General features: G+C 71.8%; 15 protein-coding genes. 7 read left to right on the top strand and 8 right to left on the bottom strand.

The annotated features are described in order from the left end of the window. The first annotated feature begins 277 nt into the window (after positions 1 to 277). From AB0M39_RS04565 to AB0M39_RS04575, 3 genes are read left to right on the top strand one after another with little or no spacing between them, the layout of a single operon-like run. The gene (locus AB0M39_RS04565) at positions 278 to 1063 is read left to right on the top strand and encodes a hypothetical protein (protein ID WP_365360070.1); all 786 of its coding nucleotides are present in this window, start codon (positions 278 to 280) and stop codon (positions 1061 to 1063) included. A 17-nt stretch (positions 1064 to 1080) separates the two neighbouring features. After that, on the top strand, positions 1081 to 2250 hold the full coding sequence (locus tag AB0M39_RS04570; protein ID WP_365360072.1) for a sensor histidine kinase: 1170 nt from the start codon (positions 1081 to 1083) through the stop codon (positions 2248 to 2250). After that, positions 2247 to 2939: a response regulator transcription factor gene (locus AB0M39_RS04575; protein WP_365360074.1), complete on the top strand. Its 693-nt coding sequence runs from the start codon at positions 2247 to 2249 to the stop codon at positions 2937 to 2939. Before AB0M39_RS04570 ends, AB0M39_RS04575 begins: the two co-directional genes overlap by 4 nt. Before the next feature lie 71 nt (positions 2940 to 3010). On the opposite strand, the gene AB0M39_RS04580 is transcribed toward AB0M39_RS04575, so the two are convergent. Beyond that, positions 3011 to 3958 (bottom strand): phosphotransferase, encoded by a 948-nt coding sequence (locus AB0M39_RS04580; RefSeq protein WP_365360076.1) that lies wholly within the window; start codon positions 3956 to 3958, stop codon positions 3011 to 3013. A gap of 332 nt (positions 3959 to 4290) precedes the next feature. Between AB0M39_RS04580 and AB0M39_RS04585 the strand changes: the two genes are divergently transcribed. Both AB0M39_RS04585 and AB0M39_RS04590 read left to right on the top strand, forming a co-directional pair. Further along, complete coding sequence (locus AB0M39_RS04585; protein ID WP_365360078.1) at positions 4291 to 4638, top strand: transcriptional regulator; 348 nt, start codon at positions 4291 to 4293, stop codon at positions 4636 to 4638. After that, positions 4635 to 5306: a nucleotidyl transferase AbiEii/AbiGii toxin family protein gene (locus AB0M39_RS04590; protein ID WP_365360080.1), complete on the top strand. Its 672-nt coding sequence runs from the start codon at positions 4635 to 4637 to the stop codon at positions 5304 to 5306. Before AB0M39_RS04585 ends, AB0M39_RS04590 begins: the two co-directional genes overlap by 4 nt. Before the next feature lie 45 nt (positions 5307 to 5351). On the opposite strand, the gene fabF is transcribed toward AB0M39_RS04590, so the two are convergent. The 3 genes from fabF to AB0M39_RS04605 all read right to left on the bottom strand — a co-directional run bounded on the left by fabF (position 5352) and on the right by AB0M39_RS04605 (position 11358). Continuing rightward, positions 5352 to 6614 (bottom strand): beta-ketoacyl-ACP synthase II, encoded by a 1263-nt coding sequence (gene fabF, locus AB0M39_RS04595; protein WP_365360082.1) that lies wholly within the window; start codon positions 6612 to 6614, stop codon positions 5352 to 5354. A 36-nt stretch (positions 6615 to 6650) separates the two neighbouring features. Beyond that, positions 6651 to 8420 (bottom strand): thiamine pyrophosphate-binding protein, encoded by a 1770-nt coding sequence (locus AB0M39_RS04600; RefSeq protein ID WP_365360084.1) that lies wholly within the window; start codon positions 8418 to 8420, stop codon positions 6651 to 6653. Positions 8421 to 8502: 82 nt separating this feature from the next. After that, positions 8503 to 11358, bottom strand: a complete 2856-nt coding sequence (locus AB0M39_RS04605) for an aldehyde dehydrogenase family protein (RefSeq protein ID WP_365360086.1) — start codon at positions 11356 to 11358, stop codon at positions 8503 to 8505. A 10-nt stretch (positions 11359 to 11368) separates the two neighbouring features. Between AB0M39_RS04605 and AB0M39_RS04610 the strand changes: the two genes are divergently transcribed. Then, positions 11369 to 12250 (top strand): methyltransferase, encoded by an 882-nt coding sequence (locus AB0M39_RS04610; RefSeq protein ID WP_365360087.1) that lies wholly within the window; start codon positions 11369 to 11371, stop codon positions 12248 to 12250. Between the two features lie 73 nt (positions 12251 to 12323). Further along, positions 12324 to 12794 carry a TrmH family RNA methyltransferase gene (locus AB0M39_RS04615; RefSeq protein WP_365360089.1) on the top strand — a complete coding sequence of 157 codons (471 nt, stop codon included), beginning with the start codon at positions 12324 to 12326 and terminating at the stop codon, positions 12792 to 12794. A 77-nt stretch (positions 12795 to 12871) separates the two neighbouring features. Here AB0M39_RS04615 and AB0M39_RS04620 read toward each other — a convergent pair whose 3' ends face one another. From AB0M39_RS04620 to AB0M39_RS04635, 4 genes are read right to left on the bottom strand one after another with little or no spacing between them, the layout of a single operon-like run. Beyond that, the gene (locus AB0M39_RS04620; RefSeq protein WP_365360091.1) at positions 12872 to 13582 is read right to left on the bottom strand and encodes a class I SAM-dependent methyltransferase; all 711 of its coding nucleotides are present in this window, start codon (positions 13580 to 13582) and stop codon (positions 12872 to 12874) included. Next, positions 13575 to 14285 carry an acetyltransferase gene (locus AB0M39_RS04625; RefSeq protein WP_365360093.1) on the bottom strand — a complete coding sequence of 237 codons (711 nt, stop codon included), beginning with the start codon at positions 14283 to 14285 and terminating at the stop codon, positions 13575 to 13577. The genes AB0M39_RS04620 and AB0M39_RS04625 overlap by 8 nt, the downstream gene beginning before the upstream one ends. Beyond that, positions 14282 to 16066: a DegT/DnrJ/EryC1/StrS family aminotransferase gene (locus tag AB0M39_RS04630; RefSeq protein ID WP_365360095.1), complete on the bottom strand. Its 1785-nt coding sequence runs from the start codon at positions 16064 to 16066 to the stop codon at positions 14282 to 14284. Before AB0M39_RS04630 ends, AB0M39_RS04625 begins: the two co-directional genes overlap by 4 nt. Beyond that, positions 16063 to 17007, bottom strand: coding sequence for an ABC transporter six-transmembrane domain-containing protein (locus AB0M39_RS04635; protein WP_365360097.1), 945 nt, complete (start codon positions 17005 to 17007; stop codon positions 16063 to 16065). The genes AB0M39_RS04630 and AB0M39_RS04635 overlap by 4 nt, the downstream gene beginning before the upstream one ends. Positions 17008 to 17027: the final 20 nt, after the last annotated feature.

A 17027-nucleotide genomic window follows, 5' to 3' on the forward strand; every position in this document is an offset into this window, starting at 1 on the left:
GACCGGGGATGCAACCATTCCCTTCAGAGCTGGAACCCCCGGAAGCCGCCCGCGCCCTTGAGAACCTAAAGCCTCCCAGGCTCAGAGCGCGACTTCGATTCTCGTCACCCGATCCATGACGAAGGCCCTGGTCAGCGACCTGGGCCGTTCGCTTTGAAGCGTATCGGGCAGTCCGGTTGAAAGGTATCGGGCAGTCCGGCATCGGACCGTGGTCCGATGCCGGGAGTGGATCGTGGTCCGACGCGGTGGGTCGCCGCCTCGCGGGATCGTTCGCAGCATGACGACAACGCGGAACACTCCCCGCCCGGACGACATCGCGGCCCCCGCCGAAGCCGGGTGGCTGCCGGTGGACTGGTCGGGGGACGCCCCCTTCCCCGGCCGGTGGGCGGGTGGGGTGTGTCTGGTGGCCGGTCCGCTGCTGCTAGGCGCCGGGGTCCTGCTGCGGATTCCGTTCCCCTTCTTCTTCCCGGAGCAGCTCGCCGCCCGCGTCGAGCACCCCGGCCTGATCACCGCCTCCTACGGCGCCTTCGCCGCCGGGACCGTCCTGTTGTGGCCCGCCCTCGCCGTGCTCGCGGCGCGGATCGGCCGCCGCAGCCCCGGACTGGCCCTGTGGGGCGGGATCTTCGCCGTCCTCGGGCTCTTCGCCCGGACCTTCCACGCCGGGGTGGACCACCTCGCCTTCCAACTCGCCGACCGCGAGGGGGCGCGGGCCGCCACGCGGTTCGTCGGGGAGGCGTACGGCGCCTTCCACATCTTCAGTGCCCTCAACCTCGCGATCATGGGAGGCTGGCTGCTCCTCGCCGTCGGAGCCTGGCGGGCGGGCGTGCTGGGTCCGGTCCGGGCACTCGCCCTGGCGGCCACCGCCGCGCTGCCTCTCGGCGTGCTCAAGGGCGCCACCGCGCTGTCCGTCGTGGCCGTCGCGGGTCTCTGCCTCGCCGTCGTCCCGCTGGGCATCACCGTGCTGCGCGACGGCCCGGCTCCCCGCCGCGCCACCACGCTGCGCTGGACCGCCGCAGTCACTGCCGCCGTGGTCCTCATGACCCTGATCGGGCAGGTCGGTTGACGATGTACGGTCGGTCCATGCGTCTCCTGCGGCGGCCGCACGACAGCCATCTCCTCGCCCTCGACCTGGCCGCCGCACTCCTCGTCACCACCACGTACGCCGGCTTCGCCCAGCTGTCCGGCAGCGCGGCCCAGCCCGCCTACACCGGTCCGGTGTGGGCGGGCGTACTCGTCGCCGCGACGGTGGGCCTGCCGGTCGCCGTCCGCCGGCGGTGGCCCCTGCCGGCCGTGCTGACGGCCCTGGCCGGAGGCGTCGCCGCCACCCTCCTGGACATCACGCGCGAGCCGTGGCTCCCGGTCGGTCTCACCCTGTACGCGGTCGCTCTCGCCGAAGCTCCGCGCCGTTCGGTACCGGTGCTGGGCGTCGCACTCGCGGTGTCGGGGGTCGCGGTGCTGACCGGGGAGGCCGTGGTTACTCCGGCCGAGATGTGGAGCGGGGCGGCGGGCGTCGCCGCCATCGTCTGGCTGGTGCTCGGCAGCGGCTGGGCGGCGGGCTTCGTCGTACGCGCCCGCCGGGCACGGGAGGCCGACCGCGCCACCCGCCGCACCGAACATGCCATCGCCGAAGAACGGCTCCGGATCGCCCGGGAGTTGCACGACATCGTGTCGCACAGCCTCAGCCTGATCGCGGTGAAGGCGGGGGTCGCCGGGCACGTGGCTCAGCGCCGCCCGGAGGAGGCCGTCGACGCGCTGCGCGTCATCGAACGGACCAGCCGGACCGCCATGACCGAGATGCGTCGCACCTTGGGCGTGCTCCGCACCGACACGGCCGCAGCTCCACTGAGCCCGGCGCCCGACCTCGACGCGCTCGGCCAGCTGGCCGACCAGGCACGACAGGCGGGCTTGGACGTCGACTTGAGCGTGCGGGTGCCGGACGGCGGCCTGCCCGCGGGTGTCGCCCTGGCCGTTCACCGGATCGTCCAGGAGTCCCTCACCAACGCGGTGAAGCACGCGGCCCCCGCACGCTGCCGGGTGAGGGTCGAGGCCGACCTGCTCGAGGTGCGGATCGACGTCACGGACGACGGCGTGCGGGGCGCGGACCGCGAACGGCCGGGGGGCCACGGCCTGGTCGGCATGCGGGAGCGGGCGACGATGCACGGCGGGACGTTCAGCGCGGGCCCGCGCCCCGAGGGAGGCTTCGCGGTCTCCGCCCGCCTGCCGCAGGACGGCGTGAGGAGGACTCCATGACAGACCCGACCCGGGTGCTCGTCGCCGACGACCAGGTACTGCTGCGCGGCTCCTTCCGGATCCTCGTCGAGAACGAACCCGGCCTCACCGCTGTCGGAGAGGCGGGCGACGGGGCAGAGGCCGTCGAGCTCGCCCGGCTGCACCGTCCGGACGTGGTCCTGATGGACGTCCGGATGCCGGTCGTGGACGGCATCGAGGCCACCCGACGGATCTGCGGCTCCCCGGAGACCGCCGACGTACGGGTGCTGATCCTGACCACGTTCGACCTCGACGAGTACGTCTACGCGGCCCTGCGGGCCGGTGCGGCGGGCTTCCTCCTCAAGGACGCCCCGCCGGCGGAGGTGCTGGCCGCGATCCGGGTCGTCGCCACGGGCGACTCCCTGCTGGCTCCGTCCGTGACCCGCCGCCTGATCGAGGACTTCACCCGCCGCCCCAACCCGGGCCCCGACCGGGGCCCGGTCCCGCTGACGGGGGTGACGGAGCGGGAACGCGAGGTACTGGAGCTGATCGCAAGAGGCCTGTCGAACGCCGAGATCACGGCGCGTCTGCACCTGAGCATGGGCACGGTGAAAACCCACATCGGCCGCCTCCTGGCCAAACTGGCCGCCCGCGACCGCGCCCAGCTGGTGATCGCGGCGTACGAGTCCGGACTCGTGTCCGCCTCCGACGGCGGCCTGGGAGCGCGCTGAGAGTCGGCCCTCACCCAGGGCGGAACCGGGACGCGGGCGCCTGAAACGTGGCAGCTGGCCCGTGCCGCTGGCTAGCGGGCCGCGCAGGCGGCCTGGACTTCATCGGCGCGGCCGGTCCACCAGTTCAGCAGTGCCTCGTCCGTCAGGAACATCTCGCCGAAGGCGGGATCCTGGCGGTCGAGGTAGAACTCCAGCTGCCAGAAGTCGGTCAGCCGCTTCCACCACAACCGCTTCACGGCGTCGGCGAGTTCCCCCTCCGACAGATCGATCACGGACCGGTAGCCGGCGCAGAAGGCGGCGATGCGATCGAGGTCGAAGACGCCACCGACCCCGAACTGCACCTGCGCGGTCCGAGCGACCTCCTCCCCGTACGGACGGACACCGAGCCGGTCCCAGTCCAGAACCGCCACCACCCGGCCGTCCTGCCGCAGCAGATTGCGGTACTGGAAATCACCGTGCGTCCACCCGTGCGGACCCGCCGGGACCTCGCCCTCCGGCCCGGCGCCGGCGTACCGCGCGAGGAGACCGCGCCTGTGGTGGAGGGCCTCGGTGGCGGCCTTGTCGAAGTCGGTCTCCGGATCGGCCGGAAGACGGCCCAGGAGATCGTCAGCCGCCGTGTCGGCCTCGGCCACGCTGCGGGCCTTCGCCGCTGGCGCCTGTTCCGGAACCGGGCCGGGCCCGTGCTGGCGCAAGCCCTCGTGCAGCCGGGCCATGAGAACGCCGAGATCGCGAGCCTCGTCGAGCGGGAGATCCGTCCCCTGCACGTGCTCACCGTCCACCCAGGGCAGGACGCAGTAGCCGTGATCACCGACCTCGACCACAAGGTCTCCGCCATCGGCGGGCAGCGGTGCCGGGACCGGGATCCGCGCGCGAGCCAGCTCCGCCAGGACCGCGAGGTTTCTGCGGACCTTGGGCAGAGGGACGTCGGTGATCTCCTTCAGGGCGTACGTCCCGGCAGCCGTCTCCAGCCGCCAGTTCCGGTTCATCAGGCCATGGGCAAGGAACTGCCGGTCGCCCACCTCACCCAGCCTGAACGCGCGGGACAGGACCGGGAGAGCAGCCAGAAGATCATCTTCACGGGTCGCATCGGTCACCCCGAGCACGGTACGCCCACGCCGAGTCCCGCACCGGAATTCGTCATGCAGGCATACGGACAGCGGAGATCTCCAGCGCTTCCTGGAGCGAACAGCCGAGGTGCTCTCGGGTCACCATGATCCGGGGGGGGGCAGCGGCACCACCGGTCCTGTCCGTGATCGAAACCGACCCGCACCCAGGCACAGCGCAGTTTTGGGTTCACCCCGCACCTGCCAGTCAGACGGACCGACGCGGGCCCTTGCGGAATAATCGTGGCATGGCATCCACGCCCAGCGTCTCCGAGCTCCGCCGCGCAAAGTTCGCCCGGCGGCTCCCCGCCGAGTTGTCGACGCTCGCCGGCCCTACCCACGGGACCGTGCATCTGCCCGTGCACCTGGCGTGGTCTGGGCTGACCGAGTTCGATCTCGATCAGCCACGACTGCGGATGAGCTACTACCGGATCGTCCTGGCCGAGGGCATGCACGACGACCTAGAGCGCTACCTCAACCGGGACCTCCTCATCAGTATGTGGCCCGTGCTGTCCGTGCTGATCAGCCGCGATCTTCGTGCTGTCTGGGAAAGCGCGTTCACCGAGCTGACGTCGAACACGCAGGCCGTTGCGTGAATCTCACGGAACTGCACCGCCGTCTGCTTGCCGACGTACTGAGCGTCGGCCGCTCCTATCCGCTGGCACTCACCGGTGGGTATGCCGTCCAAGCGCACGGCCTGGTAGACCGGCTCAGCCAGGACCTCGACGTCGCCACCGAGAACCCCGATGGGATGGAGAGCATCACCACCACGGTGCGATCCGGTCTGGAGGAACGCGGCTGGCAGGTACGGGCGTTGGAGACCGATCCACTGTCCGCCCGGCTGATCGTCACCGATCCCAGCAGCGGCGAGGAGTGCGAGGTCGACATCCTCAAGGAAGCGCTTTGGCGCCCTCCCGTGCAGACGGAGCACGGCTTGGTCCTCGCCCTCGAAGACGTCGTCGGCACCAAGGTCCGCGCTCTGGCCGACCGCGGCCTGGCCCGCGACCTGATCGACGTACGGGCCGCCGCCGACCGCTGGAGCCACATAGAACTCGAGGAACTCGGCCGCCGCCACGCCCGCGACACCTTCGACCTCACCGACCTCCAAGCCAGGCTCGGCGGAGCCGACTGGATCGACGACTCCGAGTTCGCCGCCTACAGACTCGACGAACGCGCCATCGCCGACCTGCGGCGTTGGGCACAGGAGTGGGCCGACGACATCGCCGAACGACTCCAGGAACTGGAAGCCCCTCAGGAAGACTGATCGCCTCCGATACCCACAAACTTCCACCCCGCACCTCCGCTCGCCTCACCCCCTCCAGCGGCGGATCAGCAAGACCGCGTTGTGGCCGCCGAAGCCGAATGAGTTGCTCATCGCCACCTCCACGTCCCGGCGTTGTGCGACATGGGCGACGTAGTTCATCTCCTTGTCCAGCGGGTTCTCGCAGTTGATCGTGGGCGGGACCATTCCCGTGCCGAGCACGTGGACCGAGGCGATGAGCTCCACTGCCCCGGCTGCGCCGATCATGTGGCCCGTCATGGACTTGGTGGAGCTGACCGGGATCGTGGCGGCGTGCGGGCCGAGTACGGCGCGGATCGCCGACGTCTCCACCTCGTCGTTGAGCGGGGTGCTCGTGCCGTGCGCGTTCACATAGCCGATCTCCGTCGGATCGATGCCCGCGTCGTCGATCGACGCGCGCATCGCCTGCTTCATTCCCTCGCCGCCCTTCCGCGGCGCCGTCCAGTGGTACGCGTCCGAGCTCGCGCCGTAGCCGATGAGCTCGGCGAGGATCGGGGCGCCGCGGCGGACCGCCGACTCGGCCTCCTCCAGGACGACGATTCCCGCGCCCGCGCTCATCACGAAGCCGTCCCGGTCCTTGTCGAACGGCCGGGACGCCTTCTGCGGCTCGTCGACCCGGGTCGACAGCGCCTTCGCGTTTCCGCTGCCCGCGATGTCGATCCGGGTGACGCAGTCCTCGGCGCCGCCCGTGATGACCGCGTCGGCGAGGCCGTACCGGATCCACTGGGCCGCCTCGCCGATGGCGTCGGTGCCGGAGGCGCAGGCCGTGCTCAGAGCGCGGGAGGGGCCGCGGGCGCCGGTGAGCATGCTGATCTCGCCCGAGGCGCTGTCCATCGCCCCGGTCACCTGGGAGTACGGGGTGATGAAGCGCGGTCCCTTGTCCCGCAGGGTGTGCACCATGCCTTGATTCGTGTGCACGGGGCCGTAGCCGCTGCCGACCAGGACTCCCGTGCGCTCCGCCGTCCCGCCGTCCAGGCGCAGTCCGGACGACTCCAGCGCCTGTACGGCCGCGCCCACCGCGTACTGCGCGTATGTGTCCATCCTTCTGCTGAGCCGGCGCGGCACATAGGCGTCGGGATCGAACCCCTGCACCTCGCCCGCGATGGAGGTGGGCAGGTCGGAGGCGTCGAAGCCGGTGATCGTACGGATGCCGCTGCGTCCTTCGAGAAGCGCCGCCCAGGTCTCCTGCGCGGTGAGGGCGAGCGGGGTGACCGCGCCGCAGCCCGTGATGACGACGCGGCGGCGCGCGTTCCTCAGCTCTTCAGGGAGCATCGTCTGTCCTCTCCATCAAAGTCGTCTGCATCGCGGTCACTGCGGGATGGGGGCGTCCGACACCTCGCTGATGCCGGGCGGGACGTCGTCGAGGCCCACCGGCACATGCACGACGCTGACCCTCCCCGCCGCGCACTCCTTCACCGCCGTGGACAGGACGGACGCCAACTCTCCCTTGTCGACGACCACATGCTGGTACACCCCGGGCAGCCGGCCCGGCTCGGGGATCCCCGGCTCGTCGCGGACGAAGGAGAACCGCTGCGCGGCCTCCCCGAGGTGGTCGAGCTGTGACTGGAGCCAGCCGTAGCCGCCGTTGTGCAGGACGACGTAGAGCACCGCGGCGCCCGCGTCCGCCACCGTGGCGAGGTCGCTGCGGAACAGCCCGAACGCCCCGTCGCCGACGAAGGCGGCCACCGCCTTCTCCGGCGCGGCGAGTTTCACGCCCGCGGCCGCCGCCGCGCCGAAGCCCAGGCTCGTCTGCTCCGAGGGCACGACCGAGCCGCCGAGCGCGCCGGTGCTGTAGTACGGGAAGAGGTAGGACCACATGTCCTGGAGGCCGTTCTCCTGCACCAGCACATGGTCGGCCGGCAGCGCGGCGGTCAGGGCGGCGAGCACCTCCGCGACGTGCAGCCGGTCCGAGGCGGCCATGCGCCGCAGCTCGCGGTCCGCCGCCTCGGTCGTCTCCCGCCGCGCCCGCGACACCGCCTCGCGCCAGGCGCCGTCCTGCGGGGCCTGCGGAAGCAGCCCGGACCAGGCGGCGAGCGCGCCCGCGGCGTCGCCGATCACCCGCGGGCCCGCGAACTCGGCGGAGACGTCGGCCGGGTCCGTGTTGACCTGGACGACCGGCGTGTCCGGCGGCAGGGAGTCCCAACCGTACGTGGCGGTCTCCTCCAGCCTGCTCCCGACGGCGATCACCAGGTCGGCCTCGCGCCAGAGCCCCGCGGTCTCCGGCCGCCGGTAGAGGCCGGCCAGGCCGCAGAACAGCGGGTGGTCCTCTGCCACGGCGCCGCGGCCCGACGCGGTGGAGAACACCGCGGCGCCGATCTGCTCGGCGAAGCGCTCCACCACCCGGTCCGCGTTGCGGTGCCGCATGCCGCCGCCCGCCAGCAGGATGGGGCGGCGGCTGCGCCGGATCGCCTCGAGCGCGTCGCCGCCCGCGTGCGCGGGGTCCGTATGACGGAGCGTCTGAGGGAGTGCGGCCCAGGGGCGCCGCCGTACGATCTCGGCTTCCAGCAGGTCGTCGGGGAGTTCGAGATATACGGGGCCGGGCGCCGGGCCCGTCGCGATGGCCAGCGCCTTCTCCAGGGCCGGCGCGAGGCGCTCCGGGTGGTCCACCCGGTGGGCCCACCGCACCAGCGAGCCGACCAGGGCCATCTGGTCGGCCTCCTGGAACGCCGCGGCGCCCCGGCGGGCGGCCGGCGTCCCGGCGGCGAGCAGCAGCACGGGGGCCGCGGAGTACCGCGCCTCCAGGAGACCGGTGACGGCGTTGGCGGCGGCGGGTCCCTTGCCGACCACGCAGACCGCGGGCCGTCCGGAGGCGAGGGCGTGACCGGTCGCCATGAAGAGCGCGTTGCGCTGGTCCCGGCAGAGCACCATGCTCACCCCGGAGCCGGGCCCGGAGCCGGAGCCCGTCCCCGTGCCGGCTCCAGACGCGGACACGGACGCAGACGCCGACGCGTCCAGCGCCCGCAGCAGTTGGACGTCGTCTGCGGGAAGGCCGAACACCGTGTCGACTCCGGACGCGGCCAGGAAGTCGACGACCGCGTGCCACAGCCCCGGATAGCTCTGCTGACTGGGCCCGTTCATGGGGTCCTCTCGTACGTGTTCAAGCGGCCCGGGCGGGCCGACGCGGGTGAGGGGCGGCGGCTGGGGAGAGACAGCCGCCCGGTCAACGGGACTCCTGTGCCGCGCGCAGGGCGAGCACCGCCGGGAAGTGCTCCGCCACCACCTTGGAGAGCAGCAGCGGTTCGGCGATCCGCGTCTTGCCGTACGCGAGGTAGTTCGCGATGACGCCCCGGCCGCCGAAGGGCCCGTTTCCGTCCTCCTCGTCCAGCAGCGTCCGGTTCACGCTGGTGTGGTGCCGCTGGGAGAGGAGCTCGACGGTGTCCGGCGCGTCGCCGTAGACCATGGCCCCCATGGCGCGCTCGTTGAAGAACGGGGAGGACAGACGGCGATGGAGCTGCTCGGTGTCGTCGTACGGGATCACGTTGAAGATGGGGGCGAACATCTCCGGCAGCGAGCCCTTGTCGCTCATCGGACGCACGAGCACGGTGGGCGCGATGCGCCGCCGCCGGAAGTCCACTTCACCGCCGCGCACGATCCATTTGGCGTGCCGCCGCAGATGGTCGGCCGCCATCTCCATCGCGGCCTCGTAGTAGATCGGCCCGTACCCGGCCGCCGGGTCGGTGTGCTCGCCGAACCGCAGGGCGTCGAGCTGTGCGTTGAGGCTGGCGAGGAACCCCTCCAGCTCGTCGGCGTGCACGAAGAAGACGTCCGGGCCGTAGCAGTCCTGCCCCGAGTTGTACATCCGGATGGAGACCGCGCCCTGCGCGGCCTTCAGCGGGTCGGCGCCCGGCGCGACGATGAACGGGTTGATGCCCTGCCCGAAGAACGCCAGCAGCTGGTCGCGCCGCAGCTGCTCCCGTACCTTCTCGCCGTTGGTGTACGTGCCCGTGAAGACCAGGACGTCCGCCTCGCTCACGGGCCCTTCGACGAACGCGCGCTGGCCGAGGTCGGACAGCGTGACCGGAAGGCCGTGCACCGGCGCCAGGTACTCGTGCAGTCGCCTGGTCTGGTCCGCGACCTGGCTGGAGGGGCGGAAGACGACGTCCTCGGAGTAGAGGCTGGGCACCAGCACGAACAACGCGTACGAATACAGCAGGACGTTGGACGGCATGAAGACGGCGGTCCTGCCGACCCGGCCGGGCCGATAGGTCTCGATCTCCCGCGCGGCCCCTCCGAGGGTGGCGAGGAACGAGGCGACGTCGGACTCGGCGGCCTGGTGGTTGGCGATCTCGGTAAGGATCTTGAGCAGCGGGGCCGGGTCCTTGGCGACATGTCCGCGGACGGCGTCGAGTGCGTCGAGCCGCCCGGGGATGGGCGCCGTGCGGGAACTGGGGTTGCGATTCATCGGAGTTGCCCCTGCGATCGTACGGATTGGAGTTCCGGCCGGCTGCTCCCGGCCCTGCGTGTGCTCCCTGCCATCCCGGTGCTCCCGGTCTTCTGCGTCCTGCCGGCCCTGCACGCGCTGCCGGGCCTCGTGGTCCTGCTGTGCCGCCGCGCCCGGTGCGGGGTGCTGTCCTTCGGCCCGGCCGACCGCCCCTTCGGCGAGCTGTCTCAGGCGGTGCGCGTCGGTCTTCCCGTTGCGGTTCAGGGGGAGTTCGGGGACGACGAGGACGACGTTCGGCTGCCCGTGGGACGGCAGATGCGGCGCCATCGCCCGCCGCCAGTGCCCGGCGTCCTGGCCGGCCTCGTCCTCGACGACGAACACGAGTCGGCAGCCGAGGCGTTCGTCGTCCACGGGCACTACCCGCACCGGGCGCCCGCACGCCTCGGCGGCCGCGGCGAGCGCCTCGGGGTAGAGGGTGTGGCCGAGCCGGTGCACCGCGCGCTTGCGCCCGATCACATGGACGTTGCCCTGCGCGTCCCGGTAGCCCAGGTCGCCGGTGCGGTACCGGTCGTCGACGAGAGGCGCCAGGGCCCCCTCGGCGTCGAGGTAGCCGCTCATCAGGCCGGGCGTGCGCACGGAGATCTCGCCCGCCGCGCCGGGCGCCGCCTGCGTGCCGTCCTCGGCGTGTATCCGCAGGTCGACGCCGTCCAGCGGCTGCCCGCAGCCGACCGGGTCGGCCAGGGTGGCGAGGGCGATGTTGCCCGCCTCGGAGCTTCCGTAGCCGTCGAGCAGCGGCCGGCCCATGCGCTCCCGGAACTCCCCCGCCAGCCGCTCCCCGAGCGGGGCGCCGCCGACGCAGAACATCCGCACCGACTCCAGTCCGGCCCCGAGCACCGGCCTGCGCGCCGTCAGCTTGAGCAGGCTGTGGTACGTGGAAGGGGCCGCGTCGACGACCGTGACGCCGGCGTCCACGGCGAAGCGCACGGCGTGGTCGAGGCGGCTGTGCGGTGGAATCACCAGCGAGCAGCCCGTCGTCCACCACAACAGCACGAGGGAGAGCCCGTATTGGTGGGAGAACGGCAGCAGCGGGAGCAGTACGTCGTCCGCGCGGTATTCCATTCGGTGGGCGGTGCTCTCGATATTGCGCAGCACCGAATTCCCGGTGCGCGCGATGGCCTTGGGCTCGCCCGTGGTGCCCGAGGACCAGCAGACGACCGCGTCGCGGCGGCCGCGCCAGTCCTCCAGCTGTAATCCGTCCGCGAGGTCGTCCGCCGGCGCCCCGTCCCGCAGATAGACGCCGCACAGGTCCTCTACGGACAGCGGCGCCGGGGCCGTCGACGAGGTGGTACGGAGAGCGTCGTCGGCGTCGTGCAGCAGCCAGCCCGCCCGGGTGCGGTCCTCGATGGCGGCCTGCTGCGGCGCGGTCCGCCGGCGGTCCACCAGGACGATGGAGGCGTCCAGGTGCATCAGCGCCAGCAGTGCCACGACCTGCTCGACGGAGTTCTCCGTGGCGAGCAGCACGCGGTCGCCCGGTCGCACGCCGTGGGAGCGCAGCGCCCCCGCCGTGCGCAGAGCCGCCGTCGAAACCCTGGAGAGGGGGTGGCGGCCTTCTCCCGTGATGATGTCGCCGGTCACCGGAGCCTCCGTGGCCTTCGTGACCTACCTGACCTTCGTGACCGACGTGATTCGTCGTTTCCTGTCGATATGGCACGGGTCATCTGTGTGCCTTTCTGCGTTCGGTGCGGTGGTGCGCTGGATTCCGGCGCCGGTGCGCGGGACCGGACTCCGATCGATTTGTGCGTGCGAGGGCGACGTCTGTGGGGCGGTGTGCGGCGCGTTACAATCAGTCGACAGCGGTCAGCTCGCCTCGATCGCTGCGTGGACCAGGAGAGGGGTGACCGGGATGGCCAGCCCGGGGCAGCACTACTTTTCGGCGGATCCCGGGGTGACGTCGGAGCGCGGCCTGGTAAAGGTCAAGCTGCCCGATATCGAACTGGACCTCGTCACCGACCGCGGCGTCTTCTCCCACTCCAGGCTCGACGCCGGCACCAAAGTGCTGCTGGACCACGCGCCGCCGCCCAAGGTGCGCGGCGACATTCTGGACATCGGCTGTGGTTACGGCCCCATCGCGCTGACCTTCGCGTCCCGCCGCAAGCGGCTGCCCGTCTGGGCCGTGGACGTGAACGAGCGGGCGCTCGGCCTGGTCCGGGAGAACGCGGAGGCCGCGAAGCTCGGCAATGTGCGGGCCTGCCTCCCGGACGACGTGCCGGACGACGTGCGGTTCGGCGCGATCTATTCCAATCCGCCGATCCGCGTCGGCAAAGCCGAGCTGCATTCCATGCTCAAGCACTGGCTCCCCAAGCTGATGCCCGGCGCCGCCGCTTATCTCGTCGTGCAGAAACACCTCGGTTCGGACTCGTTGGCGAAGTGGCTGAACGCGCAGGGTTTTCCGACGACTCGGTTGGCCTCCGAGCGCGGATATCGCATTCTTGAAGTGCACCATCACCAAACCCCTCCTAGCGGATAAGTGAATGCAGCAGCTCAGAGGTACAGATCTCAAGCGTTTGCACAGAACCTGGCGGCGGAAGAGCTCGTCTCGGGTGGCTCTGCTTCTCGAGTCCGTGCAGTCCCCTTTCAACGTCGGTGCGATCGTGCGCACCGCCGCCGCGCTGGGCGTCGGACAGCTCTATCTCGTCGGCAACTCCGCCTCACCCCGTAATGCCAAGGCGCAGAAGACGGCCATGGGCACCGACCGCTATCTGGACGTGCAGACGTTCGCGGAGCTCCCCGAGGCCGTGGAGAAGGCGCGGGCCGACGGATACCGGCTGGTCGGGCTCGAAATCGCCAGCGACGCTCTGCCGATGCACGAGGCAGACTTCTCCGGCAGCGTCTGCATCGCCGTCGGAAACGAGGACCGCGGTCTCTCGGTCGAATGCCTGGAAGCCTGCGACACGGTGACCTACATTCCGCAGCTCGGCCGGGTCGGCTCGCTCAATGTGGCCACCGCCGTCGCCGTCTGCTGCTACGAGGTGCGCCGCCAGGAGTGGACGGCGGGGCCCGAGGAGGGCTGACCGCCCACCGGGCCCGCCCCGCACACCCGGCCCGCCGTGCCCACCGGGCACACCCGGCCCGCCGCCGGTGTCGCGTGTCATGCCCACGCCTCCAGCGAATTGTGGAACACCCGGGGGTGCACCACCCGCATGGGCAGCGCGCTTCCCCCGGACGCCTCGAAGCGCCCGGCCGGCACGCTGCCGTCCGCGAACAGCACGATGTTCTGGGCGTACCAGGGCTCTACGTCCTCGTCGTCCCAGATCCGGCTGCGCAGGACGTCGTACAGCCGGTATCCCCGCTGGGCGAACCTCTCCGCCCAGTAGTCCAGCCACTGCTCGTTCACATGCCCCACACCGCCCTGCCCGGGCAGGGCGGCGGAGAAGAGGATCGTGGGGGCTGCGGCCGTCAGATAGGAGACGAGCCGCTCGGAGCTGCTGTCCGGGAGGTGCTCGGCGACCTCCAGGCAGACCGCGAGCTCGTGGCGCTCGGGGGGCTCCCCCAGGTCGTTGATGTCCACCGGGGCGAACCGCTCCCGCGGGATGTGCAGCCGCTCCACGTCGACCCATGGGCCGTCGAACCCCGAGACCCGCACGGCCCCGAGCCGGGCGAACTCCGCCAGCCACGCCCCGGTGCCGCAGCCGAGGTCCAGCACCGACTGCGGGGCGGCGATCTCGTGGACCATCGGCACGATCACCCGGGCCGAGCGGAGGACTCCCTCCTCGATGTCCGAGTAGAACTCACCGCTGTAGATCTCCTCGTCCGGCGCCCCAGCGGTGGCGTCGGCGCTGTGGGGGGTTGCGTCACTCATCGACCTCAAGCCTTCCGAATACGTTCCGATGCGTTCCAACACGTTCCGCCGCACGGCGCAGGACCGCGGCGGGGGTGCCCACCACGACGGATCCCGGCTGTACGTCCCTGGTCACGGTGGCCCCCGCCCCGGCCACGCTCCACGCGCCGAGCCGGACGCCGGGCAGCACCGCGCAGTTCAGCCCGAGCGTGACGCCGTCCTCCAGCACCGCCCTGCCGCCGAGCCGGGCGCCGGGGGCGAGGGTGCAGTAGGCGCCGAGCACGTCGTCGTGGCTGACCGAGGCGCCGACGTTGACATGGGTGTGCCGGCCCAGGACGCAGTCCGTGGTCAGCGTGGCGTGGGCGGCCACGTAGCAGCCGGGATGGAGGACCGCCCGCCGGCCCACCGAGGCCGTCGGATGCACCACGGTCGCGGGCGTGCGCGAGGCCCGGCGGGCCATCTCGTCCATCCGCTCCCGGACCGCGCCGTCCCCGATGCCGACGACGTACCGGGCGTCCAGCATGCCGACCATCGACGTCGGTCCGAGGTAGGGCGCTCCCACCTCAGGACCCGGCTCGGTGGGGCGGTCGCCGTCGTCCAGTACGCCGAGCAGGTCCCAGGTCGGCCGTACCGCGTTGACCGCGTGGACGGCGTCGACGAGCTCACGGGCGTGCCCTCCGGCGCCGAGCACCACGAGCCGCTCCAGCCTGTGGGCCGTGGTCATGCCGGCGCCCCCTTCCGAGCCTCGGCCGCAGCCGCAGCCGCGGCCGCCACGAGCGTCTCGCGCGCGACGCCCACCACGAGCTCGACCGAGGCGACCGGGATGACGCCGGTGACCGGGACGGCGACCATGCGCCCCGCGACGGCCTCGGCGACCGGCAGCGGCCGCGCGGCGAGGGTGGCGTACGGCGCCGAGAGGTGCAGCGGCCGGTGGTGCGTGCCGGACTCGATCCGGTGGTCGGCCAGCCGGCGGACGAGCCGCTGCGCCAGGGCGGCGGAGGGCGCCACCAGCGGTACCTCGGCCCAGGCGGGCGCCGCGTCGCCGGAGGGGGGCTCGACGAGCCGGAGCTCCGGCACGTCCGCGAGCAGCTTCCGGTACAGGGCGACCGACCGCCGCCGGGCGCTCGTCTCGGCGTCCAGCAGCGGCAGCCCGGCCAGCGCCCGCACGGCGTCGGACTCCGTCAGCGCGCCGGACTCCGCCGGCGCGCCGGGCGAGCCCGGGTCCCGGCCTGCGAGGCGCCGGAGCGCGGCGGCCCACTCGGGGTCCCGGAGGCCGATCGCCCCGCCCGCGCCGCAGCCCAGCGGTCCGAAGCCGTACGCCTCGGCGTCGGCGAGGGCGCCCGTCCGCACGCCGCCGGTCGCCGCTCCCAGCGCCGTCCTCGCGTCGCCGATCAGGAACGCCCCGTGCGCGTCGGCGAGTTCGCGCAGCTCGCCCATGGCGCAGGGGATGCCGTGGACGTGGACCGGCAGCAGGGCGAGCGTCCTGCGGGTCGTCGCCGGCTCGGCGGAGGCCGCGGTGAGCGTCAGCGTCCGCGGGTCCACATCGCAGAACACGGGGGTGAGGCCGGAGCGCACCACCGCCTCGGCCGTGCCAGCCGGGGCATAGCTGGGGACCACGACCTCGGTCCGGTCCGGGCGGCGCTCGCGCAGGACGCGCAGCACCAGGTCGAGCCCGGTGTCGGCGTCCGGCACGGCCACCGTCTCGGGCACGCCGAGCCAGCGGGCGAGGGCGGACTCGAGCTCCGCGGTGCGCGCGGGGTCGCTGAGAGCCGCCGGCTCCGCTGCCTCCGTGGGCTCCGCCGCAACGCCGTTCGGGGGCGGGGAGATGCGCAGCACTCCGTCGAAGCTGTCCCCGTAGTAGACGGCCTGGGCGCACGCCGTGCCGACGAACCGCGCGCCGGCGTGGTGCATCGCCAGCCACTTGCCGTGGTCGGCGGCCCGTCTCCCGTCGGTGGGATAGGGCGGCTGCTTCCACCTCGCGCGGTAGGCGACAGTCGGCGTGTAGAGCACGTTCTCGGTGAGGAAGGCCTCCAGCGTGCCGGGGGCGTCCCAGGGGTGGTAGTAGTCCGTCTCCGCGCCGGAGTTGACGTCGTGGAGCCGCACCAGACCGTAGGCCAGGTCCGCGCCGGCGCCGGTCAACAGGCGGACGCAGTCGGCCAGATGGTTCGGGAGGAAGGCGTCGTCGTCGTCCAGCAGGGCGATGATCTCGCCGTCCGCCATCTCCTCGGCGCGGTTCCGCGCGGCGGCGCCGGCGATGAACCAGCGGCCGGTGGGACCGAGCCCCGAGTAGTCGGGCCGGGGAATCTCCGCGTATCTGATCCGGCTGTCCCCGAATCCCTCCGCCGCAGCCCGTACGGAGTGGTTGTCCAGGCCGTCGCTGACGACGACCAGCTCCCAGTTCTCGTACGTCTGCTGCAGGACCGAGGGGATCGAGCGGTGCGTCATCAGATAGGGCCGGTTGTAACAGGGCATGAGGACGCTGACCAAGGGTTCCGACGCGGTCATAGGGGATCCCTCTTTCCCTTCTGGTCGGGCACGGCTGCCGCCTCGGCCTCGGCCTCGTCCGGCGTGGCCTCGGCGCCCGGCGCGATGCGCCGGGCGATGTCCACGAGCCGGGTGAGGTCCTGGATGATGGACGGCAGCTGGTCCAGGCTCTCGGTGTAGGTGCGGACGTAGGAGATGACCGCGAAGATGGTCCCGGCCTGCGCCTCGGGCGAGTCGGTCGCCTGGAAGAACACCAGGACGCACAGCGCGATGACGAAGATCTCCAGCACGCCCCAGTTCTTCGCCTCGGCGTCGGAGAGCTTCACCTCCCACTTCCGCAGCAGGCTGTAGTGCCGGCGCACTGCGGTCTCGGGCTGGGAGGTGAGGATGTCCACCTCGCGCTCCTGCTGGTCGTTCAGCTCCTGGTTGAGCACGAAGGCGCGCTGGGTGAACCACCAGTTGACCGCAACGATCGGCACGATCAGCAGCACGCAGTAGACCGCGCTGCGCACGCTGTAGGTGAACAGCATGAACAGCGAGCCCACGATGGCGAGGAGCCCGGAGACCATGGCCGGGACATGCGTCTCGGCGAAGACCACGAACTCCCGGGACAGCGTCGACCTGGCCACCACCACCGAGTCCGGCAGGTTACGCCTGCGCTGCTCGACGACCACGTCGCCGGCGAGCTGCGCGTACATGCCGGTGAACACGCGAGTGTCGTACAGATGGCGGACCATGCCCGTCACCGCGTGCAGGGCCCAGATCGCGACGAACGGAATGATGCTCTCCTTGTCGCCTTTCAGCAGGCCGTTGATGGCGACGCCGATGGCGAACGGGTAGAGCAGATTGCAGAGTTCCTCCAGTACGACCAGTGCATACGTCAGACACACCTTGCGGCGGTACTGGCGATAGATACGGCGCAGTATGCTCGGCTCCGGAACCTCTGGTTCCGTGACGCTCACCGTCTACGTTCCTTTCTGAG

Source organism: Streptomyces sp. NPDC051907, assembly GCF_040681075.1.
Taxonomy (GTDB): Bacteria; Actinomycetota; Actinomycetes; order Streptomycetales; family Streptomycetaceae; genus Streptomyces.

Coding starts and splice junctions, on each gene's coding strand:
- AB0M39_RS04565 (WP_365360070.1), top strand. CDS start 278: ATGACGACAACGCGGAACACTCCCCGCCCGGACGACATCGCGGCCCCC.
- AB0M39_RS04570 (WP_365360072.1), top strand. CDS start 1,081: ATGCGTCTCCTGCGGCGGCCGCACGACAGCCATCTCCTCGCCCTCGAC.
- AB0M39_RS04575 (WP_365360074.1), top strand. CDS start 2,247: ATGACAGACCCGACCCGGGTGCTCGTCGCCGACGACCAGGTACTGCTG.
- AB0M39_RS04585 (WP_365360078.1), top strand. CDS start 4,291: ATGGCATCCACGCCCAGCGTCTCCGAGCTCCGCCGCGCAAAGTTCGCC.
- fabF (WP_365360082.1), bottom strand. CDS start 6,614: ATGCTCCCTGAAGAGCTGAGGAACGCGCGCCGCCGCGTCGTCATCACG.
- AB0M39_RS04600 (WP_365360084.1), bottom strand. CDS start 8,420: ATGAACGGGCCCAGTCAGCAGAGCTATCCGGGGCTGTGGCACGCGGTC.
- AB0M39_RS04620 (WP_365360091.1), bottom strand. CDS start 13,582: ATGAGTGACGCAACCCCCCACAGCGCCGACGCCACCGCTGGGGCGCCG.
- AB0M39_RS04625 (WP_365360093.1), bottom strand. CDS start 14,285: ATGACCACGGCCCACAGGCTGGAGCGGCTCGTGGTGCTCGGCGCCGGA.
- AB0M39_RS04630 (WP_365360095.1), bottom strand. CDS start 16,066: ATGACCGCGTCGGAACCCTTGGTCAGCGTCCTCATGCCCTGTTACAAC.